The 26791-nt window shown below is 67.5% G+C and carries 21 protein-coding genes; 8 read left to right on the top strand and 13 right to left on the bottom strand.

The features are described 5' to 3' along the window. Nucleotides 1–107 precede the first annotated feature (107 nt). Nucleotides 108–488, top strand: coding sequence for a hypothetical protein (locus AC57BR_RS05995; protein WP_496358867.1), 381 nt, complete (start codon nucleotides 108–110; stop codon nucleotides 486–488). A 26-nt stretch (nucleotides 489–514) separates the two neighbouring features. Here AC57BR_RS05995 and AC57BR_RS05990 read toward each other — a convergent pair whose 3' ends face one another. The 4 genes from AC57BR_RS05990 to AC57BR_RS05975 all read right to left on the bottom strand — a co-directional run bounded on the left by AC57BR_RS05990 (nucleotide 515) and on the right by AC57BR_RS05975 (nucleotide 6516). Continuing rightward, the gene (locus tag AC57BR_RS05990; protein WP_496358866.1) at nucleotides 515–1225 is read right to left on the bottom strand and encodes a hypothetical protein; all 711 of its coding nucleotides are present in this window, start codon (nucleotides 1223–1225) and stop codon (nucleotides 515–517) included. A 71-nt stretch (nucleotides 1226–1296) separates the two neighbouring features. Beyond that, nucleotides 1297–2859 carry an FAD-dependent oxidoreductase gene (locus AC57BR_RS05985; RefSeq protein ID WP_496358864.1) on the bottom strand — a complete coding sequence of 521 codons (1563 nt, stop codon included), beginning with the start codon at nucleotides 2857–2859 and terminating at the stop codon, nucleotides 1297–1299. Next, entirely contained in the window at nucleotides 2856–5087 is a 2232-nt protein-coding gene (locus AC57BR_RS05980; protein ID WP_496358863.1) for a molybdopterin oxidoreductase family protein, read from the bottom strand. Before AC57BR_RS05980 ends, AC57BR_RS05985 begins: the two co-directional genes overlap by 4 nt. Before the next feature lies 1 nt (nucleotide 5088). Beyond that, nucleotides 5089–6516 carry an MFS transporter gene (locus AC57BR_RS05975; RefSeq protein WP_496358862.1) on the bottom strand — a complete coding sequence of 476 codons (1428 nt, stop codon included), beginning with the start codon at nucleotides 6514–6516 and terminating at the stop codon, nucleotides 5089–5091. A 280-nt stretch (nucleotides 6517–6796) separates the two neighbouring features. On the opposite strand from AC57BR_RS05975, the gene AC57BR_RS05970 reads away from it, so the two are divergent. Beyond that, nucleotides 6797–8209: an MFS transporter gene (locus tag AC57BR_RS05970; RefSeq protein ID WP_496358861.1), complete on the top strand. Its 1413-nt coding sequence runs from the start codon at nucleotides 6797–6799 to the stop codon at nucleotides 8207–8209. Nucleotides 8210–8310: 101 nt separating this feature from the next. Here AC57BR_RS05970 and AC57BR_RS05965 read toward each other — a convergent pair whose 3' ends face one another. Together AC57BR_RS05965 and AC57BR_RS05960 are read right to left on the bottom strand one after the other, a co-directional pair. Then, nucleotides 8311–10122 carry an acetyl/propionyl/methylcrotonyl-CoA carboxylase subunit alpha gene (locus AC57BR_RS05965; protein WP_496358860.1) on the bottom strand — a complete coding sequence of 604 codons (1812 nt, stop codon included), beginning with the start codon at nucleotides 10120–10122 and terminating at the stop codon, nucleotides 8311–8313. 102 nt (nucleotides 10123–10224) lie between these two features. Next, nucleotides 10225–10884, bottom strand: coding sequence for a Maf family protein (locus AC57BR_RS05960; protein ID WP_496358859.1), 660 nt, complete (start codon nucleotides 10882–10884; stop codon nucleotides 10225–10227). A gap of 116 nt (nucleotides 10885–11000) precedes the next feature. Here AC57BR_RS05960 and AC57BR_RS05955 point away from each other — a divergent pair, with 116 nt between their 5' ends. Then, on the top strand, nucleotides 11001–12224 hold the full coding sequence (locus tag AC57BR_RS05955) for an HNH endonuclease (protein ID WP_496358857.1): 1224 nt from the start codon (nucleotides 11001–11003) through the stop codon (nucleotides 12222–12224). Between the two features lie 106 nt (nucleotides 12225–12330). Here the strand turns inward: AC57BR_RS05955 and AC57BR_RS05950 are convergent, their stop codons facing one another. Together AC57BR_RS05950 and AC57BR_RS05945 are read right to left on the bottom strand one after the other, a co-directional pair. Continuing rightward, nucleotides 12331–14889: an MMPL family transporter gene (locus AC57BR_RS05950; RefSeq protein ID WP_496358855.1), complete on the bottom strand. Its 2559-nt coding sequence runs from the start codon at nucleotides 14887–14889 to the stop codon at nucleotides 12331–12333. A 1-nt stretch (nucleotide 14890) separates the two neighbouring features. Further along, a complete protein-coding gene (locus tag AC57BR_RS05945) occupies nucleotides 14891–15682 on the bottom strand; it encodes a TetR/AcrR family transcriptional regulator (RefSeq protein WP_496358854.1) in 792 nt (263 codons plus the stop codon). Nucleotides 15683–15870: 188 nt separating this feature from the next. Between AC57BR_RS05945 and AC57BR_RS05940 the strand changes: the two genes are divergently transcribed. Then, nucleotides 15871–16446 carry a hypothetical protein gene (locus tag AC57BR_RS05940; RefSeq protein ID WP_496359024.1) on the top strand — a complete coding sequence of 192 codons (576 nt, stop codon included), beginning with the start codon at nucleotides 15871–15873 and terminating at the stop codon, nucleotides 16444–16446. Between the two features lie 72 nt (nucleotides 16447–16518). Here AC57BR_RS05940 and AC57BR_RS05935 read toward each other — a convergent pair whose 3' ends face one another. The 5 genes from AC57BR_RS05935 to AC57BR_RS05915 form a co-directional block, all read right to left on the bottom strand. Further along, entirely contained in the window at nucleotides 16519–17223 is a 705-nt protein-coding gene (locus AC57BR_RS05935) for an alpha/beta fold hydrolase (RefSeq protein WP_496358853.1), read from the bottom strand. A 118-nt stretch (nucleotides 17224–17341) separates the two neighbouring features. Continuing rightward, nucleotides 17342–18745 carry a dicarboxylate/amino acid:cation symporter gene (locus tag AC57BR_RS05930; protein ID WP_496358852.1) on the bottom strand — a complete coding sequence of 468 codons (1404 nt, stop codon included), beginning with the start codon at nucleotides 18743–18745 and terminating at the stop codon, nucleotides 17342–17344. Nucleotides 18746–18996: 251 nt separating this feature from the next. Then, nucleotides 18997–20694 (bottom strand): DUF885 domain-containing protein, encoded by a 1698-nt coding sequence (locus tag AC57BR_RS05925; RefSeq protein WP_496358851.1) that lies wholly within the window; start codon nucleotides 20692–20694, stop codon nucleotides 18997–18999. Nucleotides 20695–20869: 175 nt separating this feature from the next. Continuing rightward, nucleotides 20870–21100: an acyl-CoA carboxylase subunit epsilon gene (locus tag AC57BR_RS05920; protein ID WP_496358850.1), complete on the bottom strand. Its 231-nt coding sequence runs from the start codon at nucleotides 21098–21100 to the stop codon at nucleotides 20870–20872. Next, on the bottom strand, nucleotides 21097–22680 hold the full coding sequence (locus AC57BR_RS05915) for an acyl-CoA carboxylase subunit beta (protein WP_496358848.1): 1584 nt from the start codon (nucleotides 22678–22680) through the stop codon (nucleotides 21097–21099). Before AC57BR_RS05915 ends, AC57BR_RS05920 begins: the two co-directional genes overlap by 4 nt. Before the next feature lie 231 nt (nucleotides 22681–22911). Here AC57BR_RS05915 and AC57BR_RS05910 point away from each other — a divergent pair, with 231 nt between their 5' ends. The 4 genes from AC57BR_RS05910 (at nucleotide 22912) to AC57BR_RS05895 (ending at nucleotide 26700) form a co-directional block, all read left to right on the top strand. Further along, nucleotides 22912–23781 carry an SDR family oxidoreductase gene (locus tag AC57BR_RS05910; RefSeq protein WP_496358846.1) on the top strand — a complete coding sequence of 290 codons (870 nt, stop codon included), beginning with the start codon at nucleotides 22912–22914 and terminating at the stop codon, nucleotides 23779–23781. A 145-nt stretch (nucleotides 23782–23926) separates the two neighbouring features. Next, the gene (locus AC57BR_RS05905; protein WP_496358844.1) at nucleotides 23927–24943 is read left to right on the top strand and encodes a biotin--[acetyl-CoA-carboxylase] ligase; all 1017 of its coding nucleotides are present in this window, start codon (nucleotides 23927–23929) and stop codon (nucleotides 24941–24943) included. Beyond that, nucleotides 24936–25535: a PH domain-containing protein gene (locus AC57BR_RS05900; protein WP_496358842.1), complete on the top strand. Its 600-nt coding sequence runs from the start codon at nucleotides 24936–24938 to the stop codon at nucleotides 25533–25535. The genes AC57BR_RS05905 and AC57BR_RS05900 overlap by 8 nt, the downstream gene beginning before the upstream one ends. Continuing rightward, nucleotides 25525–26700: an adenylate/guanylate cyclase domain-containing protein gene (locus tag AC57BR_RS05895; RefSeq protein ID WP_496358840.1), complete on the top strand. Its 1176-nt coding sequence runs from the start codon at nucleotides 25525–25527 to the stop codon at nucleotides 26698–26700. Before AC57BR_RS05900 ends, AC57BR_RS05895 begins: the two co-directional genes overlap by 11 nt. Nucleotides 26701–26791 lie beyond the last annotated feature (91 nt).

The raw sequence follows: 26791 nt of genomic DNA, 5'->3' as shown, positions 1-26791 counted from the left end.
ATCCCCGGGATTGGCGGCACCGGGCTCCGACAGACTGATCCACCAGCGGTCAACTATGCGGAGAGTATTCTTCCGAACGGTCGGACCGCGGAAGCCAGGAGCGTGCCATGATCACTGTTCAAAAAGCCGCAATAAACACCGCCCTCGTAGCGGCCCTCGTGGGCGGCGGCGCCTACCTCGCCATGGGCTATCCCGTCATTGCCTCGTCCACCAACGGCACGGGAAGCCAGTCCAGCACGGACTCGGCCAAAGGTGGCCACCAGGCCAACGGCATCACCGAGCAGCTGCTGACGGGGGGCACTGCCACACGGGTGCGGAACGCGGTGCTGGCGGCCAATCCCGGCGCGACGGTTCACCGGGTGGAGACCGACGCCGAAGGTGCGGTCTACGAAGCGCACATCACGAAGGCTGACGGCTCGCGGGCGACGGTGAAGCTGGACGGTTCCTTCAACGTCACAGCCACGGAAGCCGGGCGCGGAGGACGGTAGGAAATCCGGTTCAGGAACAGGCTGATTCAGGAGCAGGCGTACGGGGGAACGGCGTCGCCGGGCGCGAACGGCTCGAACCAGTGCCGGATGTCCAGCTTGCCCGTGTCCTGCTCCCCGATGGTGTCCGCCGCATCCCCGGCGCCGTCCGCGTACAGGGTTTCAGAGTCGGCGTCCTCCAGCAGGACTTCCTCCACGATGGCGCGCCACTCCTCGGGCAGGTCCAGTTCGTAAATGTCCTCGGTGATCCTGGCCTGGTCGAGCAGGCAGTGGACCGCAAGCTCGCCGGCGACGCAGCCGGGGGCGGTCCAGCCGCGGGCAAGGGACGCCGTGACGTCGGACGCCACCACGATGAACCGCTGCGTGAACTTCGCGTCATAGCTGGCCGCAAACTGCGGGGGCAGTGAGGACAGCACGGACGTTCCGGCGATGGCCTCCGGCGTGACGGTGCCCAGTTCGTGTAACGCGCCAAGGTCGCGGAACAGCTGGTCCATGAGGATGCTGGACGAATTCCACAGCAGGCCCGCCAGCAGGCGCGTCTGGCGCACGGACAGCTCCCGCTCGTCAGGGCTGGCTGCGGCCATCTCTGCAAGATCCTCGGGGTCGAACTGGAGCCGCTGTTCGGCGGTCATGTCGTCGGGGTGCGGGTCCAGGCCCAGGAGCTCAAGGCTCAGCCCGGTGAGCTTTTCGGAATCGGCCAGCAGTTCATCAGTGATGTCGTCGTCTTCGTCGGCATTCATGCTCCCGATGCTACCGGCCGGCCGCGGCCTGCCCGATTTGTGTGACGCAGCCCCGTTACCCGGCGGCTGCCTTAGGCGGCAGCTCCCTGAAAGTGCTTCTCGATCAGCCCCTTGATGTCCTCGTGGCAGCCGCCGCAGCCGGTGCCCGCACGGGTTGCCGCGGAAACCTCCGCCACTGTGGAGCAGCCCCCGGCGGCAGCTTCGGCAATCTTGCCGCCGCTCACGCCGGCGCAGCGGCACACCGTGCTCTCGGGGTCGTTGGATGCACCCGCCGGCGCGAGCTGATCGGGACCGTCGAGACGCAGGAGCAGGGACCTGTCCGCAGGCAGTTCGGCGCCGCGTTCGAACAGCTGCACCAGCTCTCCCGCGGTGCGTGGCATGCCCACGCTGACCAGGCCTTCCAGCACGCCGCCGCGGGTGGTCATCTTCACGTAGCGCCCGTGCTCGGGATCCGCCCACTGGGCGATCTGCAGGCGCGGCCTGCCGTTGACAGCCCCGGCGGTCAGGATTTCCTCATCCCAGGGTTCCGCGGAGTTGTCCCCGGCCACCGCCATGTTCATGCCGCGGGCCTTCAGCACGATTACGCCCGGCTTTTCCTGGGGGAGCGGGGGCAGCGAGTCGGCGTCCTCCACGGAACCCTCGGACAGCAGCAGGAGGTATTCGGCGAGCCACCCGGCCTGCCGCCAGCCCGGGCCCACCAGGCCGGACGGTCCCCGCGCGGTGCGGCACTCGATGCAGGCGGGATCCGGGCAACGGACCTCGGCGCAGTCCCCGATGGCGAAGATGTGTGGCTCGTGGTGTGCGCGCAGCCGGTGGTCCACCAGGATGCCCGTCCCGGTAGAGAGTCCGCAGCCCTCGGCGAGCTCGATGCGCGGGCGGACGCCGCAGGACAGGACCAGCAGGTCGCCGTCGATTGCCGATCCGTCGTCGAGCAGCAGTGCCGAGAACCCGCCGTCGGGAGCGTTGTGCTCAACGCCCGTGGAACGGGCGTTGCCCGCCACCCGGACGCCGCAGTTGCGCAGGCTCGCCGCCAGCACGGCGCCGCCGCCGCGGTCGATGTTCCGGCCAAGCGGGTGGGGCCCGTTGTGCACCACCGTGACCGTGGCGCCTTCCTCCGCGGCGGCGAGGGCCGTCTCGAGCCCCAGCACGCCGCCGCCGAGCACCACCACGCGCTTGCGGCCTGCCACTGCTTTGCGGAGCACGTCGGCGTCGCTGAGGTCGCGGAGTGCGGTGACACCGGGCGGGAGGACGGGAGCGGCAGGGTCCGGGTTCAGCCCCGTGAGGTTGGGGATCACGGGCCGGGAACCGGTGGCGAAGACCAGCATGTCGTAGTGGGCGGAGGTACCGTCGGAGAGGAGGACGGACTGCCGTGCGCGGTCCACGCGCCGGACCTTCACGCCCAGCCGGACGTCCACGCCGTCGGCGACCAGGGCTGCGGCGTCGGCGAGGGCCAGCGCCTCGGGAGTGGTGCGGCCAACCCCAAGGTCGGCCACGAGCACACGGTTGTACGCGGCCTCGGTTTCCTGGCCGATGACGGTCAGTCCCACCTGCCCGGTACGGAGCGCCGGCAGCAGTTCGTCGACGAGCCGCGCGGCGACCGGACCGAATCCGACAATGACAATCTGCTCGCTCATGAGGCCTCCGATGTCTGAAGAACACTGGTGATCGGGGCGGCCGCTGCCAGCCGGACCCAGACTTTGTTGAACTTGAATTCGGGCATTCCCGAGATGGGGTCAGTGGCCGCTTCCGTCAGCCGGTTCGCGCTTTCCAGTTCGGGGAAGTGGAACGGCAGGAAGACGGTTTCGGGGCGGATGGCGGTGCTGAACTCGGCCCTGCAGACCACTTCGCCGCGTTCATTGGCAACGGAGACCTCCGCGCCGTCCGTGATGCCCATGGCCGCGGCGGCGGCCGGATGGATCTGCATCCGGGCTTCAGGCTGCGAGGCCAGGAGCTCGGCCACCCGCCGCGTCTGGGCGCCCGACTGGTAGTGCTCCAGCAGGCGGCCGGTGATGAGGGTCATGGGCTTGGCGGCCGGGTTGGGATGCGCGATTGGAGTACGACGGCGGCGGGGCGCCACCGGGGTCATGACCGCCTTGCCGTCAGGGTGGGCAAACGCATCCAGGAACATGCGCGGAGTTCCGGTGCTGCCGGCGGGGTAGGGCCAGTACGCGGCTGCGCCGCTGTCCAGCATGGCGTAGTCGATGCCCGAGTAGTCAGCTGCCCCGCCGGCGGAGGCCAGGCGCAACTCCTCGAAGACCGTCTCCGGATCGTCGCTGTAGCTGGACGGAGCCTCAAGCGCCTCGGCCAGCCTGGCCATGATCCACAGCTCGCTGCGGGCGCCGGCGGGCGGCTGGATCGCCTGACGGCGGCGGAGGACGCGGCCTTCGAGGTTGGTCAGCGTGCCTTCCTCCTCGGCCCACTGCAGCACCGGCAGGACGAGGTCGGCCTCTGCTGCGGTCTCGGACATGAAGAAGTCGCAGACCACCAGGAAATCCAGGCTGCGGAGCCCGCGGATGACAGCGTTGGCGTCCGGCGAGGCGACGGCGATGTTGGAGGCGTGCACGAAAAGGCAGCGGACGCCGTCGGGCTGGCCCAGTGATTTGAGCAGCTGCACGGCCGGCAGTCCGGGGCCGGGGATGAGCGACTCGGGGACGTTCCAGACCTTCGCCATGTGGGCACGGGCGGCGGGATCGGTGATCTTGCGGTAGCCGGGCAGCTGGTCGGCCTTCTGGCCGTGCTCGCGGCCGCCCTGGCCGTTGCCCTGGCCGGTGAGCGTGCCGTAGCCGCTGCGGGTGCTGCCGGGCAGGCCCAGCAGGAGGCTGAGGTTGATGGCAGCCGTGGCGGTGTCCGTGCCGTCCACGTGCTGTTCCACGCCGCGTCCGGTCAGGATGTAGCTGCCGCCCTTGCGTGCGCCGCTGGCCAGCCGCCGGGCCGTCTCGCGGATGAGCTCGGCGGGGACACCGGTGATGGACTGGACCCGCTCCGGCCAGTAGGCGTTGACGGACCGGACCACGGCGTCATACCCGGTGGTGCGCGCCTGGATGTATTCGGCGTCGAGCAGGCCTTCATGAATCACCACGTGGGAGATGCCCAGCAGCAGGGTGAGGTCGGTGCCCGGAAGGGGCTGCAGGTGGATGCCGCCGCCGTCGGAGGTGAACGCGGCAGTGGCGGAACGCCGCGGGTCCACCACGATGAAGCCGCCGGCGTCGCGGACGCCCTGCAGGTGCTGGACGAACGGGGGCATGGTCTCGGCGACGTTGGAACCGAGCATGAGGATGGTGCTGGCCGTATCCAATGCCTCAAGCGGGAAGGGCAGGCCCCGGTCCAGGCCGAAGGCCCGCATGCCCGCGGCGGCCGCGGACGACATGCAGAACCGGCCGTTGTAGTCGATCCGGGAGGTGCCCAGCGCGAGGCGGGCGAACTTGCCCAGCTGATACGCCTTTTCATTGGTGAGGCCGCCGCCACCAAAGACTCCGACGGAGTCGGCGCCGTACGTGGCCCGGGCATCCTTGACGGCGGCGGTGACGCGGCCCAGGGCCTCGTCCCAGGAGATGGGGCGGAAGACGCCGTCGGGCCCCTTGAGCATGGGCTCGGTGACGCGTCCGGGGTGCTGCAGGAGCGACGCGGACGTCCACCCCTTGCGGCAGAGGCCGCCGCGGTTGGTGGGGAAGTCACGGCCGCTCACTTCGAGGGCCAGCCCCTCAAGGGCGGGCACCGGCTGGGCGGACGGCGCCGCCACGGGGCCTGACCCCGGCTGAACAGCCGGGGTCAGGCCCGTTGCGGCCGAAGCCGCTGGGGACTTGAGCGTCATGGCGCACTGCAACGCGCAGTAAGGGCAGTGCGTGTCGGCGCTTTTGGTCATGTTAGACGTGTCCCATCGCGTTTCGGTTGGCGTTGCGGATGTAGCAGAACCAGCAGACGGCCAGCATGACAACGTAGGCTCCGACGAAGCCGTAGAAGGCCGGGGTGTAGGAGCCGCTGGCGGTGTTGGAGGCGTTCAGCACCTGCGGGATGACGAACCCGCCGTAGGCGCCGATGGCGGAGATCAGGCCGAGCGCCGAGGACGCCAGGCGCTGCGTCTGGACGGAGCTGGCTCCGGAGCGGGCAGCCCGGCTGGAGGTCGCGAAGATCACCGGGATCATCCGGTAGGTGGCGCCGTTTCCGAAGCCGCTGGCCGTAAAGAGCATCAGGAACAGGACCAGGAAGAGCCAGAAGTTCTTCAGCGGCAGCGTCCAGATCATGGTGAGCGTGATGACGGCCATCGCGGCGAATGCAGTTACGGTCATCCGGGCTCCGCCCATGCGGTCAGCCATGCGTCCGCCGTAGGGGCGGGCCAGCGAGCCGACCAGCGGGCCGAGGAAGGCCAGGGAGAGAGCCACTGCGCCGACGGAGATGGAGGAGAAAGCCGGGAAGTAGTCCTTGATGAGCTTGGGGAACACACCGGCGAAACCGATGAACGAACCGAAAGTGCCGATGTAAAGCAGGGCCATCACCCACAGGTGGGGTTCCTTCACGGCTGCCAGGGATCCGGCCACGTCGCCCTTGGCGCTCGTGAGGTTGTTCATGTACTTGTAGGCGCCGAAGGCTGCCAGGAGGATCAGCGGAACCCACATGAGGCCGGCTACGGGCAGGTTGACGGTGCCGGCGGCCAGCAGCGTGATGGCGATCGGGACAGCAAGCTGCGCCACGGCCGCGCCGAGGTTGCCGCCGGCCGCGTTCAGGCCCAGGGCCCAGCCCTTTTCGCGGGCCGGGTAGAAGAACGTGATGTTGGCCATGGAGCTGGCGAAGTTGCCGCCGCCGAAGCCGGCAAGGGCAGCGACGAGGAGCATGACGCCGAACGGTGTCTCCGGGTTGGACACGCACAGTGCGAGCCCGATGGAGGGAATGAGGAGGAGCAGGGCGGAGACGATGGTCCAGTTCCGGCCGCCGAAGCGCGGAACCATGAACGTGTAGGGGATTCGGAGCGTGGCCCCGACGAGGCTCGGCATGGAGATCAGCCAGAAGATCTCGGAGGTGCTGAACGTGAATCCGGCGGCGGGGAGCTGGACCACCACGATGGACCACAGCTGCCAGACGACGAAGCCAAGGAACTCGGCGAAGATGGACCAGTTCAGGTTGCGGCGCGCGATGGAGCGGCCCTCGGATTCCCACTGGTGCTTGTTCTCGGCGTCCCAGTTGGCGATCCAGCGTCCGGGACGCTCTTCAAGGGCAGGTGCGTCAGTGGTGGTGGCGGCGGCGGCAAGATCGAGGGAATTGTGGGTTCCGGCGTCTGCGGTGCGGTCAGCAGTCACGGTATACCTCCTTGGGGATTGTTGTCCTTCCAAGGTAGGGATGGCGCGTTTCGCAGACGGTCGCGCTTTGTTAACGTGCTGTGACATTTGCCTATCAGCCCGCTTTTAGCGGCGTTAGGCTTGCTGGACGACCTCATGCTGAGACAACTCAGGAAGTCCGTATACTGGACCGCTTGTCCGTTGGGTGGATGGCGGGAACTAAGATTGAACTCTGTTTTATCCCTATGTTTGGAAGGGCTTCCGCGCGAGGTCCGTCCAGTTCTCATGAAAGCGTCCCCACATGTCATCGCCTGCAACGTCAACGGAACATGGCACCGCCAAACCGGTGAACTCCAAGGGCAAAGTGATCTTTGCCAGCCTCATCGGAACGACGATCGAGTTCTACGACTTCTACATCTACGCCACCGCGTCGGTGCTGGTTTTCCCCAAGCTGTTCTTCCCCCAGGCCACCGAAATCAACGCCCTCCTGAGCTCGTTTGCGATCTTCGGCGTTGCGTTCATCGCCCGGCCCATAGGCTCGGTCCTGTTCGGACACTTCGGCGATAAGTTCGGCCGCAAGGGCACGCTGGTGGCCTCCCTCCTCACGATGGGCCTCGCCACCTTCCTCATCGGGCTGCTGCCCACCGCCACCGTCGCCGGCTGGGGCATCCTGGCCCCTCTGCTGCTTGTGCTGCTGCGCTTCGCCCAGGGCCTTGCACTGGGCGGCGAGTGGTCCGGCGCGGCGCTCCTGGCCACCGAGAACGCCCCCAAGGGCAAGCGCGCCATCTACGGAACGTTCCCGCAGCTCGGCGCCCCCATCGGCTTCATCCTGGCCAACCTGCTGTTCATCTGGTTCAACGCCGCCCTCAGCCCCGAAGAGTTCACCGCCTGGGGCTGGCGCGTTCCGTTCCTGCTCAGTGCGGTCCTCGTGATCGTGGGCCTCTACGTCCGGCTGAAGCTGGTGGAGAGTGTCTCCTTCCAGAAGGTCCTGAAGGAAGACAAGGTGGTGAAGGTCCCCTTCGCCGCCACCATCAAGAGCCACTGGCGCCCGGTGCTGGCCGGAACCTTCATCATGCTGGCCACGTACGTGCTGTTCTACATCATGACGTCCTTCACCCTGACCTACGGCACCAAGCCCGCCTCCGTTGCGGCCGCGCAGGCCGCCGCGGAAAAGGCCGGCAAGCCGATGTCCGCCGCCGAGGTGGCCAACTTCGTTCCCGGCCTGGGTGTTCCCCGCGGCGACTTCCTCTGGATGCTGATCCTCGGCGTCGTCTTCTTCGGCATCTTCACCCTCGTGTCCGGCCCGCTGGCCGAGAAGTGGGGCCGCCGCAAGTTCCTCATGGGCGTCACCGCCGGCATCTTCGTGTTCGGCGCGCTGTGGTTCACCATGTTCGGCCCCGGCCCCGGCGCAGCAATCGTCGGCCTCATTGTCGGCTTCACGCTGATGGGGCTCACCTTCGGCCCAATGGCGGCGATCCTGCCCGAGCTGTTCCCGTCCAACGTGCGGTACACGGGCTCGGCTGTGGCGTACAACCTCTCCAGCGTCCTTGGCGCCGCTCCGGCATCGTTCATCGCGATTGCCCTGTGGCAGGCGGCCGGCGGCAGCACCTGGCTCGTGGGCATCTACATGGCCGCCGCTGCCGTGCTGACGTTCATTGCGCTGTGGATCACACGCGAGACCAAGGACACGGACTACGAGAACAACGTGGCCTGATTCCCAGGTTTAGATGCGGAAACGAAAATGCCCGGTGTGGATCACACCGGGCATTTTCATGCGCTGTTCAGTCTTTGAGCGCCTAGTCCCCGGCGGTCGCCTCAGTCCTCGATCGTTGCGATGACGGCGCCCGCCGCCACGGTCTGGCCAGCCGCGGCGGACAGGCCGGTGATGGTGCCGGCACGGTGGGCTGTGAGCGGCTGTTCCATCTTCATTGCCTCAAGTACGACGACGAGATCACCTTCGGCGACCATGTCGCCGTCGGCCACGGCGACCTTAACAATCGTGCCCTGCATGGGGGAGGTCAGGGCGTTGCCGCCCGCGGCGGCCGTGGCGCCGCCGGTGCGGCTGCGCTTCTTGGCCTTGGCCGGCTTCGCGCCGGCTGCTGCGGCTCCGCCGAAGCCGAGGCTGGCGGGCAGTGCCACCTCCAGGCGCTTGCCGCCTACTTCCACCACCACGGTGCGGCGCTCAGTGGCGTCCTCACCCTCCGGCGCGGCGCCGTTGGGCGTCCAGGCGGGAAGGTCATTGACGAACTCGGTTTCGATCCAGCGCGTGTGGACGCTGAACGGACCCTCGGCCGGCGCGAACGCCGGGTTGCTGACCACGGCCAGGTCGAAGGGAATGACGGTGGGAATGCCTTCCACCACCATTTCCTCAAGGGCGCGGCGGGCACGCTGCAGGGCCTGGGGGCGGTTCGCTCCGGTGACGATCAGCTTGGACAGCATCGAGTCGAAGTTTCCGCTGATGACGTCGCCTTCTTCGATGCCGGAGTCAATGCGGATACCGGGGCCGGTGGGGTTCTTCAGGGTGCTTACGGTGCCGGGTGCGGGCATGAAGTTGCGGCCCGGATCCTCCCCGGTGATGCGGAACTCGAAGGAGTGGCCGCGGACCTCGGGGTCGCCGTAGCCCAGCTCTTCGCCGCAGGCCAGGCGGAACTGCTCGCGGACCAGGTCGATGCCGGTGACTTCCTCAGAGACGCAGTGCTCCACCTGCAGGCGGGTGTTGACCTCGAGGAAGGAGATGGTGCCGTCCTGGCCGACGAGGAACTCGCAGGTTCCGGCGCCGAGGTAGCCGGCCTCCTTCAGGATGGCCTTGGACGATTCGTAGAGGCGCCGGTTCTGCTCCTCGGTCAGGAAGGGGGCCGGGGCCTCCTCCACGAGCTTCTGGTTGCGGCGCTGGAGTGAGCAGTCGCGGGTGGAGACGACCACCACGTTGCCGTGCGCGTCGGCGAGGCACTGGGTTTCGACGTGGCGCGGGGAGTCGAGGAACCGCTCGATGAAGCACTCGCCGCGGCCGAAGGCTGCGGTGGCCTCGCGGACGGCGGAATCGAAGAGCTCGGGGATTTCCTCGCGGGTGCGGGCCACCTTGATGCCGCGGCCACCGCCGCCGAAGGCGGCCTTGATGGCCACGGGCAGGCCGAACTTGTCCACGAACTCGAGGATTTCATCGGCGGACTCAACGGGGTCGGCGGTGCCAGGCACCTGCGGGGCGCCGACCTTCTCGGCGATGTGGCGGGCCTGGACCTTGTCGCCCAGTGCGGAGATGGCTTCCGGCGACGGGCCGATCCAGGTGATGCCGGCGTCGATGACCTTGGCTGCGAACTGGGCATTCTCGGCCAGGAAGCCGTAGCCGGGGTGGATGGCGTCGGCGCCGGACTGGCGGGCAACGTCGATCAGCTTGTCCATCACGAGGTAGGACTCGGCTGCTGTGTTGCCACCCAGGGCATATGCTTCGTCGGCGAGCCGGACGTGGAGGGCGTCCCGGTCAGGATCCGCATAAACGGCGACGGAGGCGATGCCCTCGTCCCGGGCTGCGCGGATGATGCGGACGGCGATCTCACCGCGGTTCGCGATTAGAACCTTGGTGAGTTTTGAATGCACTGGACCTGCGGACTGCTCCGGCTTTACTGACAAGGCGTCTCCTTCTTTCCTTCAGGGAGCCTAGCCTGATTTTGAGGATTCCGCTGATATTGCTGGCGGAATCCGCGTGTAAGAGGCCCGGCCTTTGTAGGGAAGCTACAACTCCCCGGGAATTGCCGAGTCGGGCAGGTCCTGCCAGAACTCGGTGATGCTCACGTTCGCCTGGGCCAGCAGGGAGCGCAGGGTGGATACCGACAGCCCGACGACGGCGTGCGGGTCGCCGTCGACTTTCCGGATGAAAGCGCCGCCCAGGCCGTCGATCGTGAAGGAGCCGGCGCAGTGCAGCGGTTCGCCGGTGGCGATGTAGGCGTCGATCTCCGCGAGCTGCATCTCCATGAAGTGCACCTCCGCGGAGGCGACGCTGCCCAGCGTGGCGCCGGAGCCGCCGTCGTCGTCCGTGTCGCGGCAGTCCACCAGCCAGTGGCCGGTGTGCAGGACCCCGCTGTTGCCGCTCATCCGCAGCATCCGCTGCCGGGCCACGTCCACTGTGTACGGCTTGCCGTGCGACTCGCCGTCGAACTCAAAAACCGAATCGCAGCCGAGCACCAGGGCCCCTTCGGCCTCCGGCAGCGACGCGACGGCCTCGGCCTTGGCGCGGGCCAGGAGCAGGGCGGTGTCGTGCGGGTCGGTGACGCCGTAGCGTTCCTGGACGGCGTCCTCGTCGACGTCGGACACGAGGACCTCGTGTTCGATGCCGGCCTCAGTCAGGAGCTTGGTGCGGGCGGGGGACTGGGAGGCAAGAATGAGGCGGGTCACGGATCCAGCCTAATACGTTCAGAAGGGGCCCCGGTGGTAACGGTCATGTGCATAGGCGCAAGCCCGTCGCCTGCACCGCCCGCGTTTTTGTCGTACCCCCTTGGCAGACTCGTCCCATGGAAGGCGTTGGGGAGTCGGAACCGGTTTCGGTGGCCGCGGGCGGGGTTACGGTGAGGGACCTGGTTGGGTCTTTGGCCGGCATCCGGCCGTGTGCTGGCAGTGCCTCCATGATTGATCAGTTGCGGGCCCTGGAGGATCTGAAGTCCGCCGCGGCGGGGCTGCAGGCCCGGATCGCGGTGGCTTTCGATGCCCGGGAACGGCGTGAGCAGGCCGCGGCCGGGGACCGGGCCATCGTTGGTGCGGCCCGTGCCGCCGCGTACCGGCTGGACCCGCGCTCGGTGGCGGTCCGGGCCGGCAACGCCGTGGGTGACCGGCGCGTCAGCCTGCGCCCGGCCCCGGACACCATGGCTTACCTGACCGCGCTGCTGCCCGTCGCTGAAGGCGTTGCCGTGCACGCGGCGCTGACCCGGCACGCGGATGCTGTCCGTTCCGGCGGTGACCAGCGAAGCCGGGGGCAGATCATGGCCGACGCCCTGGTCGAACGGACCACCGGGACCCCGGGCGGGATCGCAGCCATCGAGGTTCAGCTGGTCATGACGGACCGCACCCTCTTCCAGGGTGACAGCGAGCCTGCCCGCCTGCCCGGCTACGGCATCGTCCCTGGTGCATGGGCGAGGGACGCCATCAAGAACGGCGGCCATAACAGACCCTGCAACGACCGTCACGGATGCACCGGGGACGGGCAGCGGGGGGCCGATACTGGTGGTGGCGGCGACAGCGGGTGCCGTGCCGCTTTCGCTGTCTGGTTGCGCCGCGTCTACACCGCGCCGGGGTCCGGGGATCTGGTCGGCATGGATTCACGGGCCAGGCTTTTCCCGCCGGGGATGCGACGCTTCATCCAAGTGCGGGACGACACCTGCCGCACGCCGTACTGCGACGCCCCGATCCGCCACCACGATCACATTTTTCCGTGGCATGAGGGCGGAACCACGGCCCTGGCTAACGGTGCCGGGCTCTGCGAAGCCTGCAACCACACCAAAGAAGCCCCGGGCTGGCACACCCGGCCACGCCCCGGCCCGCGGCACACCATCGAAGTGCAAACCCCCACCGGCCAGAGCTACTGGTCAACCGCGCCACCCCTGCCGGGAGTGCAGGTCGCTGCCTGGGGCGCGGACGCAGCCTCGGAAAGCCGGCGCGTCCGACGCCACGCAAAGGCTCGCCGGGTCCATCAGAGAAACAGGCCCGCGGGCACAATATCCGCCGCCTCATCGGCTGCCTGACTTGGAACAGGCCGTCCTCAAGACGGCTCTTCTAAATGGCGGAAGCCTGGGCGGCCCGCAGCTGGAAATGCTGGCCGTTCAGGCTCCGCTCGCCTTCGTGAGCCGGCTAATTGCCGGCCGAAGCCGTGACGGGCTCGGCATCCGGCTCGGCATCGGGCGCGGCCGGCGTGGCGTGTTTGGGCTTGCCGAGCTTCGCCCCTTCGACGTCAACATCCGGCAGGATGCGGTCCAGCCAGCGCGGCAGCCACCACGCCTTCTCGCCGAGGAGGTACATGACGGCCGGAACGATGGTCATGCGCACCACGAAGGCGTCAACCAGCACACCGAATGCCATCGCAAAGCCGAGCGGCCGGACCATGTTCAGGTGCGAGAAGATGAAGCCGGCGAAGACGCTGACCATGATGATGGCGGCGGCGGTGACCACCGCGGAAGCGTGGCTGAAGCCGGAGCGGACGGCGTGCTTCGCGGACTCGCCGTGCATGAAGGACTCACGCATGCCCGAGGCGATGAACACCTGATAGTCCATGGCCAGCCCGAACAGCACACCGATCAGGATGATCGGCAGAAAGCTCAGCACGGCGCCGGGATTGTCGACGCCGAACACCGCGCCCAGCCAGCCCCACTGGTAGACCGCCACCACGGCGCCGAACGCGGCCGCGAGCGACAGCAGGAAGCCACCGGTCGCCAGCAGCGGCACCACGATCGAGCGGAACACCAGCAGTAGCAGGACCAGCGAGAGCCCCACCACGATGGCCAGGTACAACGGCAGTGCGTCGCCCAGCTTCGTGGAAACGTCAATGTTGCCTGCCGTCTGGCCGGTCAGGCCGATGCTGACTCCGGTGGAGTCCTCGATTTCGGCGCGCTCGGCACGGATGTCGGAGACCACGTCAACCGTGCTGGCGCTCGCCGGCCCCTCCTTCGGGATGACCTGGAACACCGCCGTCCCGCGGTCCTCGCTCAGTGCCACCGGAATGGCGGCGGTGACGTTCCCGGTCCTGCGCAGGATGTCCGCGACGTCCAGCTGCTTGGCCTGTGCCTCGGTTTCGCTCAGGCCGTCCGGGAAATCACCCACCACGATGATCGGTCCGGTCATGCCTTCGCCGAAGCTGCGCTTGGTGGCGTCATAGGCCTTGTAGGCCTGGGAATCGGCAGGTTCGGAGCCGCCGTCGGGCAGTGCGAGCCGGAGCTGGGCAGCGGGCAGGGCCACAATGCCCAGCGCCAGGACGCCGGCCAGCATGGCCAGAACCGGGTGCCTGGTGACGAGTCCGCCCCAGCCGTGGCTGCTGCGGTGTTCGTCCATGGCACGGTCCGCGGCCGCACGGTTTGGGTCGGCATTGTGCCGCTCGGCCCTGGCCCAGGCCCGCTTGGAGATCAGCTTCCTGCCCACGAGGGAGAGGATGGCCGGCGTCAGCGTCAGGGCGACCAGGACGGCAACCGCGACGGTCCCGGCCGCGGACACGCCCATGACTCCCAGGAACGGAAGCCCCGGTACCACCAGCGCGGCGAGGGCGATGATGACCGTCAGGCCGGCGAACAGCACGGCATTGCCGGAGGTTCCGGTGGCACGGGCCACCGACTCTTCCGCGTCCATGCCCGCCAGAAGTTGCCCGCGGTGGCGGTTGACGATGAATAGGGAGTAGTCAATGCCAACGGCGAGGCCCAGCATGAGGGCGAGCATCGGGGAAATGGAACTCATGTCAATGAGGCCGCTCAGTGCCATGGTGGCGCCAACCCCCACCGCCACGCCGATCACGGCCATCAGCAGCGGCAGCCCGGCGGCGACCAGTGTGCCGAGCATGATGATCAGGACGAGTGCAGCAACGGCAATGCCGATGACCTCGGCCACGCCGAAGATCTCGGAGACGTCCTCGCTGATCTCCTTGCTCGGCAGCGCCGTTACGCCGGCTGAGGAGACTTCCTGCACGATGTCCTGGACTTCCTGGCGCACTTTGGGGTCCAGCCCGTTGATGGAGGTCTTGAACTGAACCTGGGCAATGGCTGCCTTGCCGTCCTCCGAGACGAATCGCAATCCCTGGGAAGCCTGGACCTGGCGCTTGGCCAGCTCCAGCTTGGCCGCACCGGCCTCCGCTTCCCTGGTACCGGCGTCGAGCTTTTCCTGGCCGGCGGCCAGGGCGGTCTTCTGCTGGCCCAACTGGGCCTCGATGGCCGAGGCCGGAAGTCCGGCTGCGGTCATCTGCGCCTCGGCAGCGGCCAATTGTTCTTTGCCGGCGGCCAACCGGGCGGCCGCCTTCCCCAGTTCTGCCTTGCCCGCAGCTGCTTTGGCCTCGCCGGCGGCCAGGTCTTTTGCCGCCTGGTCCAGCCGGGTCTGCGTGCCAAACGGATCGACGGTTTCCCGGACGTCCGGAAGGGTCTCAAGTTTGCTCAGGGCAGCGGACACCGCGTCCTTGCCGGCCGGGCTGAACTGCGCGTCGTTGGCTTGGAAGACAACCCCAGCCGAGCCGCCGGATGAGGCCGGCAGCTCCTTTTGGAGCTTGTCGGCCATCTGCTGGGTTTCCGTCCCCGGAATCTGGAAGTTGTTGGACAGCGTGCCGTGAAAGGCTGCCGCTGCACCGCCGACTGCCAGCAGGATTGCCAGCCAGAGCGAGACGACGAGCCATCGGTGACGGTAGGAAAACTTGCCAAGGCGGTACAGGAGAAGTGCCATGTCAGGACCGTTCTGCGTTGTGGGTGGAGGGTTGGGCGGAAGAGTCATTCGACGGCGGGCCCGATGCCGGTGTGGCGAAACCGGATCCGAGGAGCCCCATCGAGTCGATGAGCAGCTGGCGGAGGATCGCCAGCGACTCCGGGGAGAGGTCGGGCCCGCAGCGGCGGAACCACACGTCCATGGCAGCCTTGCCACAGGAGACGACCGACCCTGCGAGGGCCCGGACGTAGAGCTCGTCCTGTTCAGTGCCGGGACCCTGTTCTGTGCCGGGGGCCTGTTCGGTGCCCGGGGCCTGTTTGGTCCGGGGGGAACGCTCACGGGCCGCGGCAATGATCTGCTCGGTGCAGTGGTCCCAGGCCTCAAGCTCGGAGCGCGCCATGAGCGGATTGCCCTGGGTCAGGCCGAACAACTCAGCCAGCGGAGCCACGGTCATGGGGTCGGCCAGTCCAACGAGGGCGGCGCGGGCGGACTCGAGGATGGGTTCGTCCGCGGGACGCCGGCGGAACTGTTCGAGGGCGCTGTCCAGGAAGCCGTGGGTCACCGACGCGATGGCGGCCTCTGTGCTGCTGAAGTAGTTGAAGAAGGTCCGGCGTGAGATGCCCGCCACTTCGGCAATGTCCTCGACCGTGAAGTGGCCGGGGCCGTGCTGCCGCAGAAGAGCCAGGGTGGAGTCGGTAATTGACTGCCGGGTGGCAGCCTTGTTCAGCTCGCGCCGGGAAACCGGCCCGCCGGCGTCGGCCGGGGCGGAATCCGACGAAGACGAAGGCGAAGAGGGTGAAGTGGAAGTGGACACGCAGTTACACTACGTGCAAGTTTGCACTCTGCGCAATCGCGTTCGGAATGCTTCCCCGCTTGCGCGGCAAAACTCACAGCCTCTTCACAGCCGGACTAAAGCCGCTCTTGAGGAGGAGGGTGCATCCTGTTGTCGTGGCCGGCACGGCGGCAATGATGCCTCAAGGCCGGCGGATCGAGGAGCGGACCATGGAGCGTTCAAAGAAAGTGGCTCTGGGACTGGGCGCGACTGCCCTGGCTCTTGGCACCGGATTCACTGTCACCGGAATGGCAGCCACAACAACAGCCACTCCAACGCCTACCCCCACGTCAAGCAGTCCATCCGGCAATCCCACTGACGGGCTGCGTTTCGACGGTGACCGGCACGGGCACGGGCATGGGCATGGACATGGACGCGGCCACGGGGTCGTCAAAGCTGACGCCGCGGCGCTCGCGGCCAAGCTGGGCGTGGACCAGGCCAAGCTGGAGGACGCCCTGCGGGCATTCCGCGAGGCCAACCGTCCGGGCGGCCCCCGCGCCGACGGTACAAAACCTGACAGGGCAGCCAGGGAAGCGGCACTGGCAGCATCGCTGGCCAAATCCCTGGGCATCGATGAAGCCAAGGTCAAGGCCGCCCTCGAGGAACTCCGCACCCAGGCGCAGGCGGACCGGGCGGCCGCCCTGAAGAGCCGGCTGGATCAGGCGGTGAAGGACGGCACGCTCACCCAGGCCGAAGCCGACGCCGTCACGAAGGCCGTGGAAAAGGGCGTGATCGGCGGCCACTAGGCCTGGTCAGCGGGCCCGGAACCCCTTATGGTCTGGTCACCGTGGTCTGATCACGCCCGTGGGGCTGGTCTGTCAGCTGGTTCGGTCGACGGCGGCGAGGATTGCCGCTCCGAGTTCCGCGGGTTTGGTGAACTGGGGCCAGTGCCCGGTGGGAAGATCCACGAGTTCCACATCGCGGATGCGGGCGAGTTCTTCAACGTAGGGGTGCCCGGCGTCCATCCACTCTGTCAGCAGTGAGGACGGAAACTCGCAGGCGATCACCGTGGCCGGGACGTCGTAGCGGCGCACATCGTGAAGGTGCTGCTTGTCGCAGGCCACTGCCTTCGGCTGCGGGATGGCCCGTGCGCGGAATGCTTCCCGCAGCCCGTCGTCGAGATCAGTGAGGTCGGCCTCGTCGAACACGTCCCACGAGGGCAGGGGGATCTCGTCCCCGTCAGCCGGCAGTTCATCATTGATGACCCCGCCTTCCCCGAGCGGACCGCTGTCCACGTAGACCGCCCGGACCACACGGTCTGGGCGCTCGTCCACGGCGCCGTGGATGATGGCGCCGCCGCCGGAGTGGCCAACGAGCACCAGCGGGCCCTCAACGCCGTCAATGGCTTCCACAACTGCGTTGATGTGGTCGCGGAGCCCGATGCCGGTCCGCTTGGCGTCCTTCGCCTCGAGGCCCGGGAGGGTCAGCGCATGGATCTGGTGGCCGGCCTCCACAAGCGGGGGAGTGACGCCGGACCAGGATGAACCATCGAGCCAGAAACCGGGAACCAGAATGATGTCCATGCCGGTACCCTACCCTCGCTGCATGCCGCCCGGGGCCCATTTGGGCTGCCAAACTTAATGCGGCCGGACATAAATGAGTGTGCCCCGGGAAACTCCCGGGGCACACTCCTTCAAGGGATCAGGCCTTGGCCTCAACCAGCTCACGGTCGACGGCGGCGGGCGCCTCTTCCTCGCGGAAGGCCTCCCCGGTGCGGGGTGCGTTGTAGAGGGTTTCGTCGAGGATTCCCTGGCGCTTGGCCACAATCGTGGGCACGAGTGCCTGGCCGGCGACGTTAACCGCCGTGCGGCCCATGTCCAGGATGGGATCGATCGCCAGCAGGAGTCCGACGCCGGCCAGCGGCAGTCCCAGTGTGGAGAGAGTCAGCGTCAGCATGACGACGGCGCCGGTGGTTCCCGCCGTCGCAGCGGACCCGAGGACGGAAACCAAGGCGATGAGCAGGTACTGGCTGAAGTCGAGCTGGATCCCGAAGAACTGGGCTACGAAGATCGCTGCCACAGCCGGGTAGATTGCCGCGCAACCGTCCATCTTGGTGGTGGCGCCCAGCGGAACGGCGAAGGAGGCGTAGCCCCGGGGCACACCGAGGTTGCGCTCGGTGACACGCTGGGTCAGCGGCAGCGTACCGATGGACGAGCGGGAAACGAAGGCCAGCTGGACGGCCGGCCACGCGCCGGAGAAGTACTGCTTGACTGACAGGCCGTGGGAGCGGACCAGGACCGGGTAGACGCCGAACAGCACCAGGGCGAGGCCGATGTAGATGGCAACCGTGAACTTGCCCAGCGAGCCGATGGTGTCCCAGCCGTAGACGGCCACCGCGTTGCCGATCAGGCCCACGGTGCCCAGCGGCGCGATGCGGATGATCCACCACAGCACCTTCTGGATGACGGCCAGCGCAGAGGCGTTGAGGGCCAGGAACGGCTCTGCCTGCTTGCCCACCTTGAGGGCGGCAACGCCGACGGCGATGGCGATCACCAGGATCTGCAGGACGTTGAAGCTGACGGAGGTGGTCACGGCGCCGGAGTCGGTAACGGTGGAGCTGGCGCCAAGGCCGAGGAAGTTCTTGGGGAACAGGCCGATGAGGAACGCCCACCAGTCGCCCTGCTTGCCGTCGTACTCCGCGTCACCGGAGATGCCGGTGTTTGCGCCCGGCTGCAGGAGCACGCCCAGGCCGATGCCAATCAGGACGGCGACCAGTGACGTGATGGCAAACCACAGCAGCGTGTTCCAGGCCAGCCGCGCTGCGTTGGCGACCTCACGCAGGTTGGAGATGGAGCTCACCACGGCGGTGAAGATCAGCGGCACGACGGCGGTCTGCAGCAGCGACACGTAGCTGGAGCCGATGGTCTGGAGCGTAGCGCCCAGCCCGTTGGGGTTTGCCTTGGTGCTGCCGGTGTACTTGGCCAGCAGGCCAAGCCCCAGCCCGACGATCAGGGCCGCGATGATCTGGAAGCCGAAGGAACCTGCCCAACGGGGCAGCTGGAAGCCGGGGCGCCCGGCCGTGGATGAAGTGGTTTGATTGCTCACCACAACAAGCTAGGCCGCATAAAATACAGCTTCCAGCGGGCATTGAGAAATATTACGCGGGTGGATGAGCCTGTGATGGTCCCGATGCCCGGAAAATCGCCGCCAGGCCGGTGTTTTATGAAGTTATTCCCACGGCGTGTGTGGCAAACATCTCGCCCCGCGTCCGTAGTTTTTGTCCATATATCGCGACCAAATGGCCTCCGAAGTCGCGGTATCTGGACAAAAACTCGAATCCCTCAGCGGCGGTCCAGCTAGGCGCGCGCCTGGTCGAGCATGGCGCGCTTCAGGGTGTCGAGGCCTACGGAGCCGATATTGAGTGCCTTGGTGTGGAAGGCCTTGAGATCGAAGTCCGGCCGGGCTTCGAGTTCCTCGCGGATCTGCTCCCACAGCCGCTGGCCCACCTTGTAGGATGGGGCCTGGCCCGGCCAGCCGAGGTAGCGTGCGAACTCGAACTGAAGGTTGCCCTCGCTGATGTCCAGGTTGGCCTTGAGGAAATCGAAGCCCTTCTCCGGCGTCCAGGTGCCCGTTCCCCAGCGTGCGGGAACGCCAAGTTCCAGGTGCACCCCGATGTCGAACACCACCCGGGCAGCCCGCATCCGCTGCATGTCCAGCATGCCCATGTGGTCGCCCGGATCCTTGAGGTAGCCGAGTTCCTCCATGAGCTTCTCGGCGTACAGGGCCCAGCCCTCGCCGTGTCCAGACGTCCAGCAGACGTTGCGCCGCCAGCTGTTGAGCAGCTCGCGCCGGTAGACGGCGGTGGCCACCTGAAGGTGGTGGCCGGGCACGCCCTCATGGAACACGGTGGTGGTTTCGGCCCAGGTGGTGAACGTGTCCTCGCCTGCGGGCACGGACCACCACATCCGGCCGGGCCGGCTGAAGTCGTCCGTCGGTCCCGTGTAATAGATGCCGCCCTCGTCGGTGGGCGCGATCCGGCATTCAAGCGTCTTCATGACGTCGGGAATCTCGAAGTGGACGCCGGCAAGGTCGGATATGGCGCGGTCGGACAGCTCCTGCATCCACGCCGTCAGGGCATCCGTTCCCTTGAGCCGGCGGGCGGGATCGCTGTTGAGGATCTCCTTGGCCTCGCCGATGGAGGCGCCCGGCTTGATTTGCCCGGCTACCTGTTCCTGGGCGGTGATGATCCGCTCGAGTTCCTCAACGCCCCAGGCGTAGGTTTCTTCGAGGTCGACGGCGGCGCCAAGGAACACCCGAGAGGCGAGGGCGTAGCGCTCCCGGCCCACGGCGTCCTTCTCCGGTGCGAGCGGCAGCAGCTCCTCCTGCAGGAACGTGGCCAGTCCGGCGTACGCCGCCCGGGCGGCGGCAGCACCGGCGTCGAGCTTTTCCTGCAGTCCCGCCGGCAGCGGGCCGTCAGTTGTTTTGGCGTCGGCCGCAAGCTTGGCGAAGAAGCCGTCCTCCGCGGCGTATTTGGTGGTCTGTTCGATCACGATCGACACTTGCCGCCGCGCCGAGACCTTGCCGTTGTCCTTGGCCGTCCGCAGGGACTCGATGTAGCCGCTGATGGCCGCCGGCACGCTGTGCGTGCGGCCCGCGATGTTCTCCCAGTGCTCCTCGGTGTCCGTGGGCATGAGGTCAAAGATCGACCGGATGTTCTGCGCCGGGGAGTCGATGTTGTTCAGCTCGGCGAGATTCCAGCCCGAGTCGTGGATCTCCAGCTGAAGGCCGAGGCGTTCGCGCAGGGCATCGAGGGTGACGGCGTCGACGTCGTCAACGGGCTCCAGCCCCTCGAGGGCCTCCAGGGTCTTTCTTTCTGCGGCGGCGAACCTGCCGAGCCCGGCAGGGGAAAAGTCCTGGAACTCGGTGTCATGCCCCGGGATGCCGAGCGTGGTGGCCAGGCTCGGGTCCAGGGCGACGAGTGTGTCGGTGTGGGCGTCGGCGACGGCGTCGATGGCGGTCCGGGGGCGCGCTGGGGCGGCAGATTCAGTAGTCACCCCACGAGACTAACTGCGGGGTTCCCGTTATGAAAGACTTACTGAACTTTTGCCAAGCAGGGGCCCCGCCGCCTGGGCCCACGCTGCCGAGGGGCCCAAATCGAGCTTGCGAGATTGGGGAGGCAGCGGGGAGGTTCCCTGGCCGAGCGAAGCGAGGTTAGGGAGGCGGCGGGGATTAGCCCCGGCTTCGCTTCCAGGCACCCGGACCCGGCGTCGGCGCCAGCCGCAGCTGCTGGCGCCGCACCCAGTGCCGCGTGCTCGGCTTCTCCGGGCCGGCTGCTGCCGAGGGACCCAGGGAAAGCACGACGGCGGTAAGCGCCGCCAGCTCCTCGGCCGTCGGTTCGCCCTTGAGGACGGAGAACAGCGGGGTTTCGACAGGCTCAACCGCCGGATCCTGCGCGCTCACAGCGGGATGTTCCCGTGCTTCTTCGTGGGCAGGCTCGCGCGCTTGTCGCGCAGTGCCCGCAGCCCCTTGATGATCTGCAGCCGGGTGTCCGAAGGCGCTATGACAGCGTCAACGTAGCCCAGCTCTGCGGCCTGGTACGGGTTGAGCAGCTCCTCCTCGTACTGCTTGATGACGTCGGCGCGCTTGGCCTCCACATCGCCCCCGGCCTCGGCAACGGCGGCGAGGTCGCGCCGGTAAAGGATGTTGACGGCACCCTGTGCGCCCATCACGCCGATCTGGGCGGTGGGCCACGCGAGGTTCAGGTCGGCCCCGAGCTTCTTGGAGCCCATCACGATGTAGGCTCCGCCGTAGGCCTTCCGGGTGATCACCGTCAGCTTGGGCACGGTGGCTTCGGCGTAGGCGTAGAGGAGCTTGGCTCCGCGCCGGATGATGCCCTGGAACTCCTGGTCCTTGCCCGGCAGGAAGCCGGGAACATCCACGAGTGTGATGATCGGAATGTTGAAGGCGTCGCAGTGGCGGACGAAGCGGGCCGCCTTTTCGGAGGCCGAGATGTCCAGGGTGCCGGCGAACTGCAGCGGCTGGTTGGCCACGATCCCCACCGTGTGGCCTTCGACGCGGCCGTAGCCGATGATCACGTTCGGTGCGTACAGTGACTGCATCTCCAGGAAGTGGGCGTCATCGACGATCTGCTCGATGACCTTGCGCATGTCGTAGGGCTGGTTCGCGGAGTCCGGGATCAGTGTGTCCAGGGTGAGGTCTTCATCGTCGAGCTCGAGCTCCTGCTGGTGCTCTAGCACCGGCGCCTCGGAGAGGTTGTTGGAGGGCAGGAAGTCCAGCAGTTCCCGGACGAACTCAATGGCGTCGGCTTCGTCGGAGGCCAGGTAGGTGGACGTGCCGGTGGTCGCGTTGTGCTGCCGGGCGCCGCCGAGGGTCTCCATGTCCACGTCCTCGCCGGTGACCGTCTTGATGACGTCGGGGCCGGTGATGAACATGTGCGAGGTCTTGTCCACCATGACCACGTAGTCGGTCAGCGCGGGGGAGTAGGCTGCGCCACCGGCGCACGGGCCCATGATGAGGGAGATCTGGGGCACCACGCCGGAGGCGTGGACGTTGTTGCGGAAGATGTCCGCGAACATGGCCAGCGAGGCAACACCCTCCTGGATCCGGGCCCCGCCGCCGTCGTTGATCCCCACCACGGGGCAGCCGTTGCGCAGCGCGAATTCCTGGACCTTCACGATCTTTTCGCCGTTGACCTGGCTCAGGGAGCCGCCGTAGACGCTGAAGTCCTGGCTGTAGAGGGCCACGAGGCGGCCCTCCACGGTGCCGTAGCCCGACACGACGCCGTCGCCGAGCGGCTTCTTCTTCTCCATGCCGAACGCGGTGGAGCGGTGCACTGCCAGCGCGTCGAACTCCACGAAGGAGCCTTCGTCCACGAGCAGGTCGATGCGCTCGCGGGCGGTGTTCTTGCCGCGGGCATGCTGCTTCTCGATGGCTTCAGGGCCGGACGGCTGCTCAGCACGGGCCTGGCGGTCGCGGAAATCGGCAATTTTTCCCGCCGTCGTGGTCAGATCGTGGCTCATGAAGTGTCTCCGGCTCTGTAGCTGTTGTGCTGTGGCTGTTCTGCTGCGGCAGCGTGACGCGGGGCCCTGGTTGCCGGTTTAAGTAGCATCCGTACAAATCCAAAGCCCTGATGGCTAGTCTAGTGACGCAAATTCCCGGGACCGCTGTAGGGTTCCTACAATTTTCGTCCGTGGCGCCGACGGAACCGTCGATGTTACTCGTGGGTAACAAATTGCGGCTAGAGTGTCCCTATGACTTCGAGCAGCGACGCTTACCCTGTTCCGGCTACGCCCTACCAGGCCACCGGCAGCCTTCGGGGCCGGACCATCCTGATGTCCGGGGGCAGCCGCGGCATCGGCCTGGCGATCGCCCGGCGGGCAGCGCGCGACGGTGCCAATGTGGTGCTGCTCGCCAAGACCGGCGAGCCGCACGCAAAGCTCGAGGGGACCGTCTACAGCGCCGCCGACGAGCTGGAGGCCGCAGGCGGCAGCGCCCTGCCTCTGGTGGGGGACGTCAGGAACGACGACGACGTCGCGCGCGCCGTGGACGCCGCCGTCGGCCGCTTCGGGGGAATCGACGTCGTCATCAACAACGCCTCCGCCATCGATCTCTCGCCGACGGACGCGGTGGACATGAAGCGCTACGACCTCATGCAGGACATCAACGTCCGCGGCACCTTCCTGCTCTCCAAGCTGGCGCTGCCCGCACTGCGCACATCACCGGGCGGCCACATCCTGACGCTCTCGCCTCCCCTGAACCTCGACCCGAAGTGGGCCGGCCGGCACCTGGCGTACACCATGGCCAAGTACGGCATGAGCCTGACCACGCTGGGCCTGGCGGAGGAGCTCAGGAACGACCGCATCTGCGTCAACTCGCTGTGGCCCCGGACGCTCATCGATACGGCCGCCATCCGGAGCATGGCCGGCGGCGAGTCCATGGTCCGGGCCGCCCGCAGTCCCGAGATCATGGCCGACGCGGCCCATGCCGTACTCACCGGCGCCTTCAACACAGGCAACTTCTACACGGACGAGCAGGTCCTGGCCGCCGCCGGCGTGACCGATTTCCGGCCCTACAGCCTGGGGGCCGCCGAAGCAGACCTCGTCGAAGACATCTTCCTGTGAGCCGGCACAGTCTGTGAGGCAGCACCGTCTGGGCCGGCATCTTTTCAGAGCCGGGACCTTCCGGTTAGCTGGCATCTTCCTGTGAGGCGGCTCTGACCGGGGGCTTTCCCGGCCGCGCGGCCCGGCGAGTCGCTAGGATTCAACTATGGATGCCGCACGCCCTGACGATAGCCGTGGACCGCAGGAGAACCCCACCGGAGCGAAGGGCCTGCCCGAGCGGCCGGCCCTGGACCGGGAAGCCCTCTCTGACGCCAACTTCCTCGCCGCCACCGGCATCGCGCAGCTGACGGTCGTGGAGACAACCGGGTCCACCAACGCGGACCTCCTGCGGGCTGTGACCGTGGATCCCAAGGCCTGGCCCGACCTGGCAGTCCTGACAGCGGAGCACCAGACTGCCGCCCGCGGCCGCCTGGACCGCGCCTGGGAAGCGCCAGCCCGCAGCTCCGTGCTGGTCTCGCTGGTGCTGCGGCCCGTCAATGCCGACGGCCGCCCCCTGGCCACCCAGACCTACTCATGGCTGTCCCTCCTGGCCGCCGTCGCGCTGCGCGACGCCCTGGATGAGACAGCGGGAATTCCCGCTGAGCTGAAGTGGCCGAACGATGTCCTGGTGCGTGGCGGGAAAATTGCCGGCATCCTCGCCCAGCTCGGCCCCCTGGGCGACGGCTCGGTGCCGCCCGTCATCCTTGGCACGGGTCTGAACGTCACGCTCACCGAGGACGAGCTGCCCGTGCCCACCGCCACGTCCGTCCAGCTTCAAGGTGCCGGCACGGTGAACCGCACCGCGCTGCTGAAGAGCTACCTGTCCCGTTTTTGCAGGCTGTACCGCAGCTTCTGCAATGCCGACGGCGACGCCACGGCCGGCCTGGCCGGCGGTCCGTCGCTGCACAAGCGCGTCGAAACGGCGATGGTCACCCTGGGCCAGCAGGTCCGCGCCCAGTTGCCGGGCGACCACGAGATCATCGGCCACGCTTCCCGGCTTGATGACTCGGGCTCCCTGCTGGTGGTGGATGCCTCTGCCCATGAGCACGTGGTGACTGCGGGGGACGTGGTCCATCTGCGGCCGTGGTCGCCGGAGACTTCTGCCAGGCATGGCGCCGATAAGCACAGCGCCGGGCAGCATGGCTCTGACAAGCAGGGGTCCGGCGAAAGCGGTTATGCGTAAGGAACTCCTTCCGGGCGAGCAGGTCATCGTGGTGACCCGCCCGCAGCCCAGGGTGCTGTTCCTCCCGGCGGTGGTTTTCATTGTGGTGCCGGCCCTTGCCGCATTTGCCAGCGCGTGGATTATCCGCGGCGGCCTGGCCGCGCTGGCCCCCGCCATCACCGGGGAATGGACGTTTTGGGCGGTGGCCGGCTGTGTGCTTGCCGGCCTGTGGATCCTCCTGGGGTACTGCCTGCCCCGGCTGTTGCGGTGGCAGACCACACGGTATGTCCTGACCAGCCAGCGGGTCCTGGCGCGCTACGGCATGCTCCGCCGCCGGGACCGGCAGGTTTTCCTGGTCTCAGTGCGTAATGTCACAATCAGCCAGTCGATGCTCCAGCGGATGTTGCGTTCGGGGAATATATCCTTGGATGCCGGGCACCATTTCGGCACAGTGCTGGAGGATGTGCCGGAAGTTGCCACCTTCCACAGGTTCTTGCTGGATGCCCTTGACGAGCTTCCGGACGACGAACCATTTGGATTGGGTCAGGCGCCGGATGAGCCCGGTGGCCGGTTTCCGCGGGATGTGAGAGAAGGTGGAAGAGATGAACGATGAGGATCAGCGCGGCGGCCAGGAGGCAGGCACGCATGAGGCCGGCACGGGCGGGGCCGGCGGGCAGGGCACCGATCACCGGGAGGTGACGGACGCCGTCGTCGAAAATCCGGCCACCGGCACAATGTCTGCGGAGCGCATTGCGGCCAAAGCCCTCGAATCCAGGCTTCTGGGCGGGGAGCGCAAGCTGCGCCGCCGCGAGGTGGCCGCCGGCGTGGGCCTGTCGCTGCTCTCGGCGCGCAAGCTGTGGCGTGCACTGGGCTTTCCGAACTTCGGTGACGACGACGTCGCTTTTACGGAACGCGACCAGGCCGCCCTGTCCACCGCCGTGGGCATGGTCCGGGCCGGAATGCTCACGGAAGAGGCCGCCATCTCGGTGACCCGTGCCATCGGGCAGATGACGGACCGCATGGTGGTGTGGCAGATCGAGGCGCTGGTTGAGGACATGGTCCACGAGCAGGGACTCACGGACGCCCAGGCCCGCAAGCGGCTGGTCCATGAACTGCCTGCCATGGTGGATCCTCTCGAGGAGATGCTCGTCTACTCCTGGCGACGCCAGCTCAACGCCGCCGTGCAGCGGCTGGCCGTCCGGGCGGAAGCCGGCCTGCAGGCCAGCGAGGAAGGCCGGGAGGGTGACGAGGACGACGCGCCGCTTCCGTTGGCGCGTGCCGTGGGCTTCGCCGACCTGGTGTCCTACACGAGCCTGTCCCGGCGGATGAACGAGAAGACACTCGCCAAACTGGTGCAGCGGTTCGAGAACAAGTGCGCGGAAATCATCTCAGTGGGCGGTGGCCGGCTGGTGAAAACCGTGGGCGATGAAGTCCTCTACATCGCCGAGACGCCGGCAGCGGGCGCCGAAATATCGCTTGCCCTTGCCGAGGCCTTTACCCGTGACGAGATCCTGCCCGAGGCACGGGTTGCCATGGTCTGGGGACGAATCCTCTCCCGTCTGGGCGACATCTACGGACCCACCGTCAACCTTGCCGCCCGCCTCACCACGCTCGCCGATCCGGGTACCGTGCTGGTCGACTCGATGACGGCGGCCGCGCTGGACCAGGACGAGCGCTTCGTGCTCATTCCCCAGGACGTGGAGAACGTCCGGGGATTCGGGGAGATCCAGCCGGTCACCCTGGCACGGGGACGGGGCAAGGGCCTGGTCCTGGACTAGGGGCCCTGGACTAACCTTCTTATCAATGGACTCCTGGCCCAGTGCAGGCGAAGCGTGGGCAGTCCTCCCCATCGCCCGGGCCGGGCTGCGC

The organism is Arthrobacter sp. BGA-UO-ETr-C19, from assembly GCF_059568005.1.
Note: the sequence above shows the minus strand (reverse complement) of the source record. Positions and strands in the feature narration are given on the sequence as shown.

Bases quoted from the DNA above. Each gene is read 5' to 3' on its own strand.
- AC57BR_RS05935 (WP_496358853.1), bottom strand. From the start codon at position 17,223: ATGGACATCATTCTGGTTCCCGGTTTCTGGCTCGATGGTTCATCCTGG.
- AC57BR_RS05980 (WP_496358863.1), bottom strand. From the start codon at position 5,087: ATGACCAAAAGCGCCGACACGCACTGCCCTTACTGCGCGTTGCAGTGC.
- AC57BR_RS05985 (WP_496358864.1), bottom strand. From the start codon at position 2,859: ATGAGCGAGCAGATTGTCATTGTCGGATTCGGTCCGGTCGCCGCGCGG.
- AC57BR_RS05915 (WP_496358848.1), bottom strand. From the start codon at position 22,680: ATGAGCCACGATCTGACCACGACGGCGGGAAAAATTGCCGATTTCCGC.
- AC57BR_RS05990 (WP_496358866.1), bottom strand. From the start codon at position 1,225: ATGAATGCCGACGAAGACGACGACATCACTGATGAACTGCTGGCCGAT.
- AC57BR_RS05895 (WP_496358840.1), top strand. From the start codon at position 25,525: ATGAACGATGAGGATCAGCGCGGCGGCCAGGAGGCAGGCACGCATGAG.
- AC57BR_RS05955 (WP_496358857.1), top strand. From the start codon at position 11,001: ATGGAAGGCGTTGGGGAGTCGGAACCGGTTTCGGTGGCCGCGGGCGGG.
- AC57BR_RS05910 (WP_496358846.1), top strand. From the start codon at position 22,912: ATGACTTCGAGCAGCGACGCTTACCCTGTTCCGGCTACGCCCTACCAG.
- AC57BR_RS05970 (WP_496358861.1), top strand. From the start codon at position 6,797: ATGTCATCGCCTGCAACGTCAACGGAACATGGCACCGCCAAACCGGTG.
- AC57BR_RS05905 (WP_496358844.1), top strand. From the start codon at position 23,927: ATGGATGCCGCACGCCCTGACGATAGCCGTGGACCGCAGGAGAACCCC.
- AC57BR_RS05995 (WP_496358867.1), top strand. From the start codon at position 108: ATGATCACTGTTCAAAAAGCCGCAATAAACACCGCCCTCGTAGCGGCC.
- AC57BR_RS05950 (WP_496358855.1), bottom strand. From the start codon at position 14,889: ATGGCACTTCTCCTGTACCGCCTTGGCAAGTTTTCCTACCGTCACCGA.
- AC57BR_RS05900 (WP_496358842.1), top strand. From the start codon at position 24,936: ATGCGTAAGGAACTCCTTCCGGGCGAGCAGGTCATCGTGGTGACCCGC.
- AC57BR_RS05940 (WP_496359024.1), top strand. From the start codon at position 15,871: ATGGAGCGTTCAAAGAAAGTGGCTCTGGGACTGGGCGCGACTGCCCTG.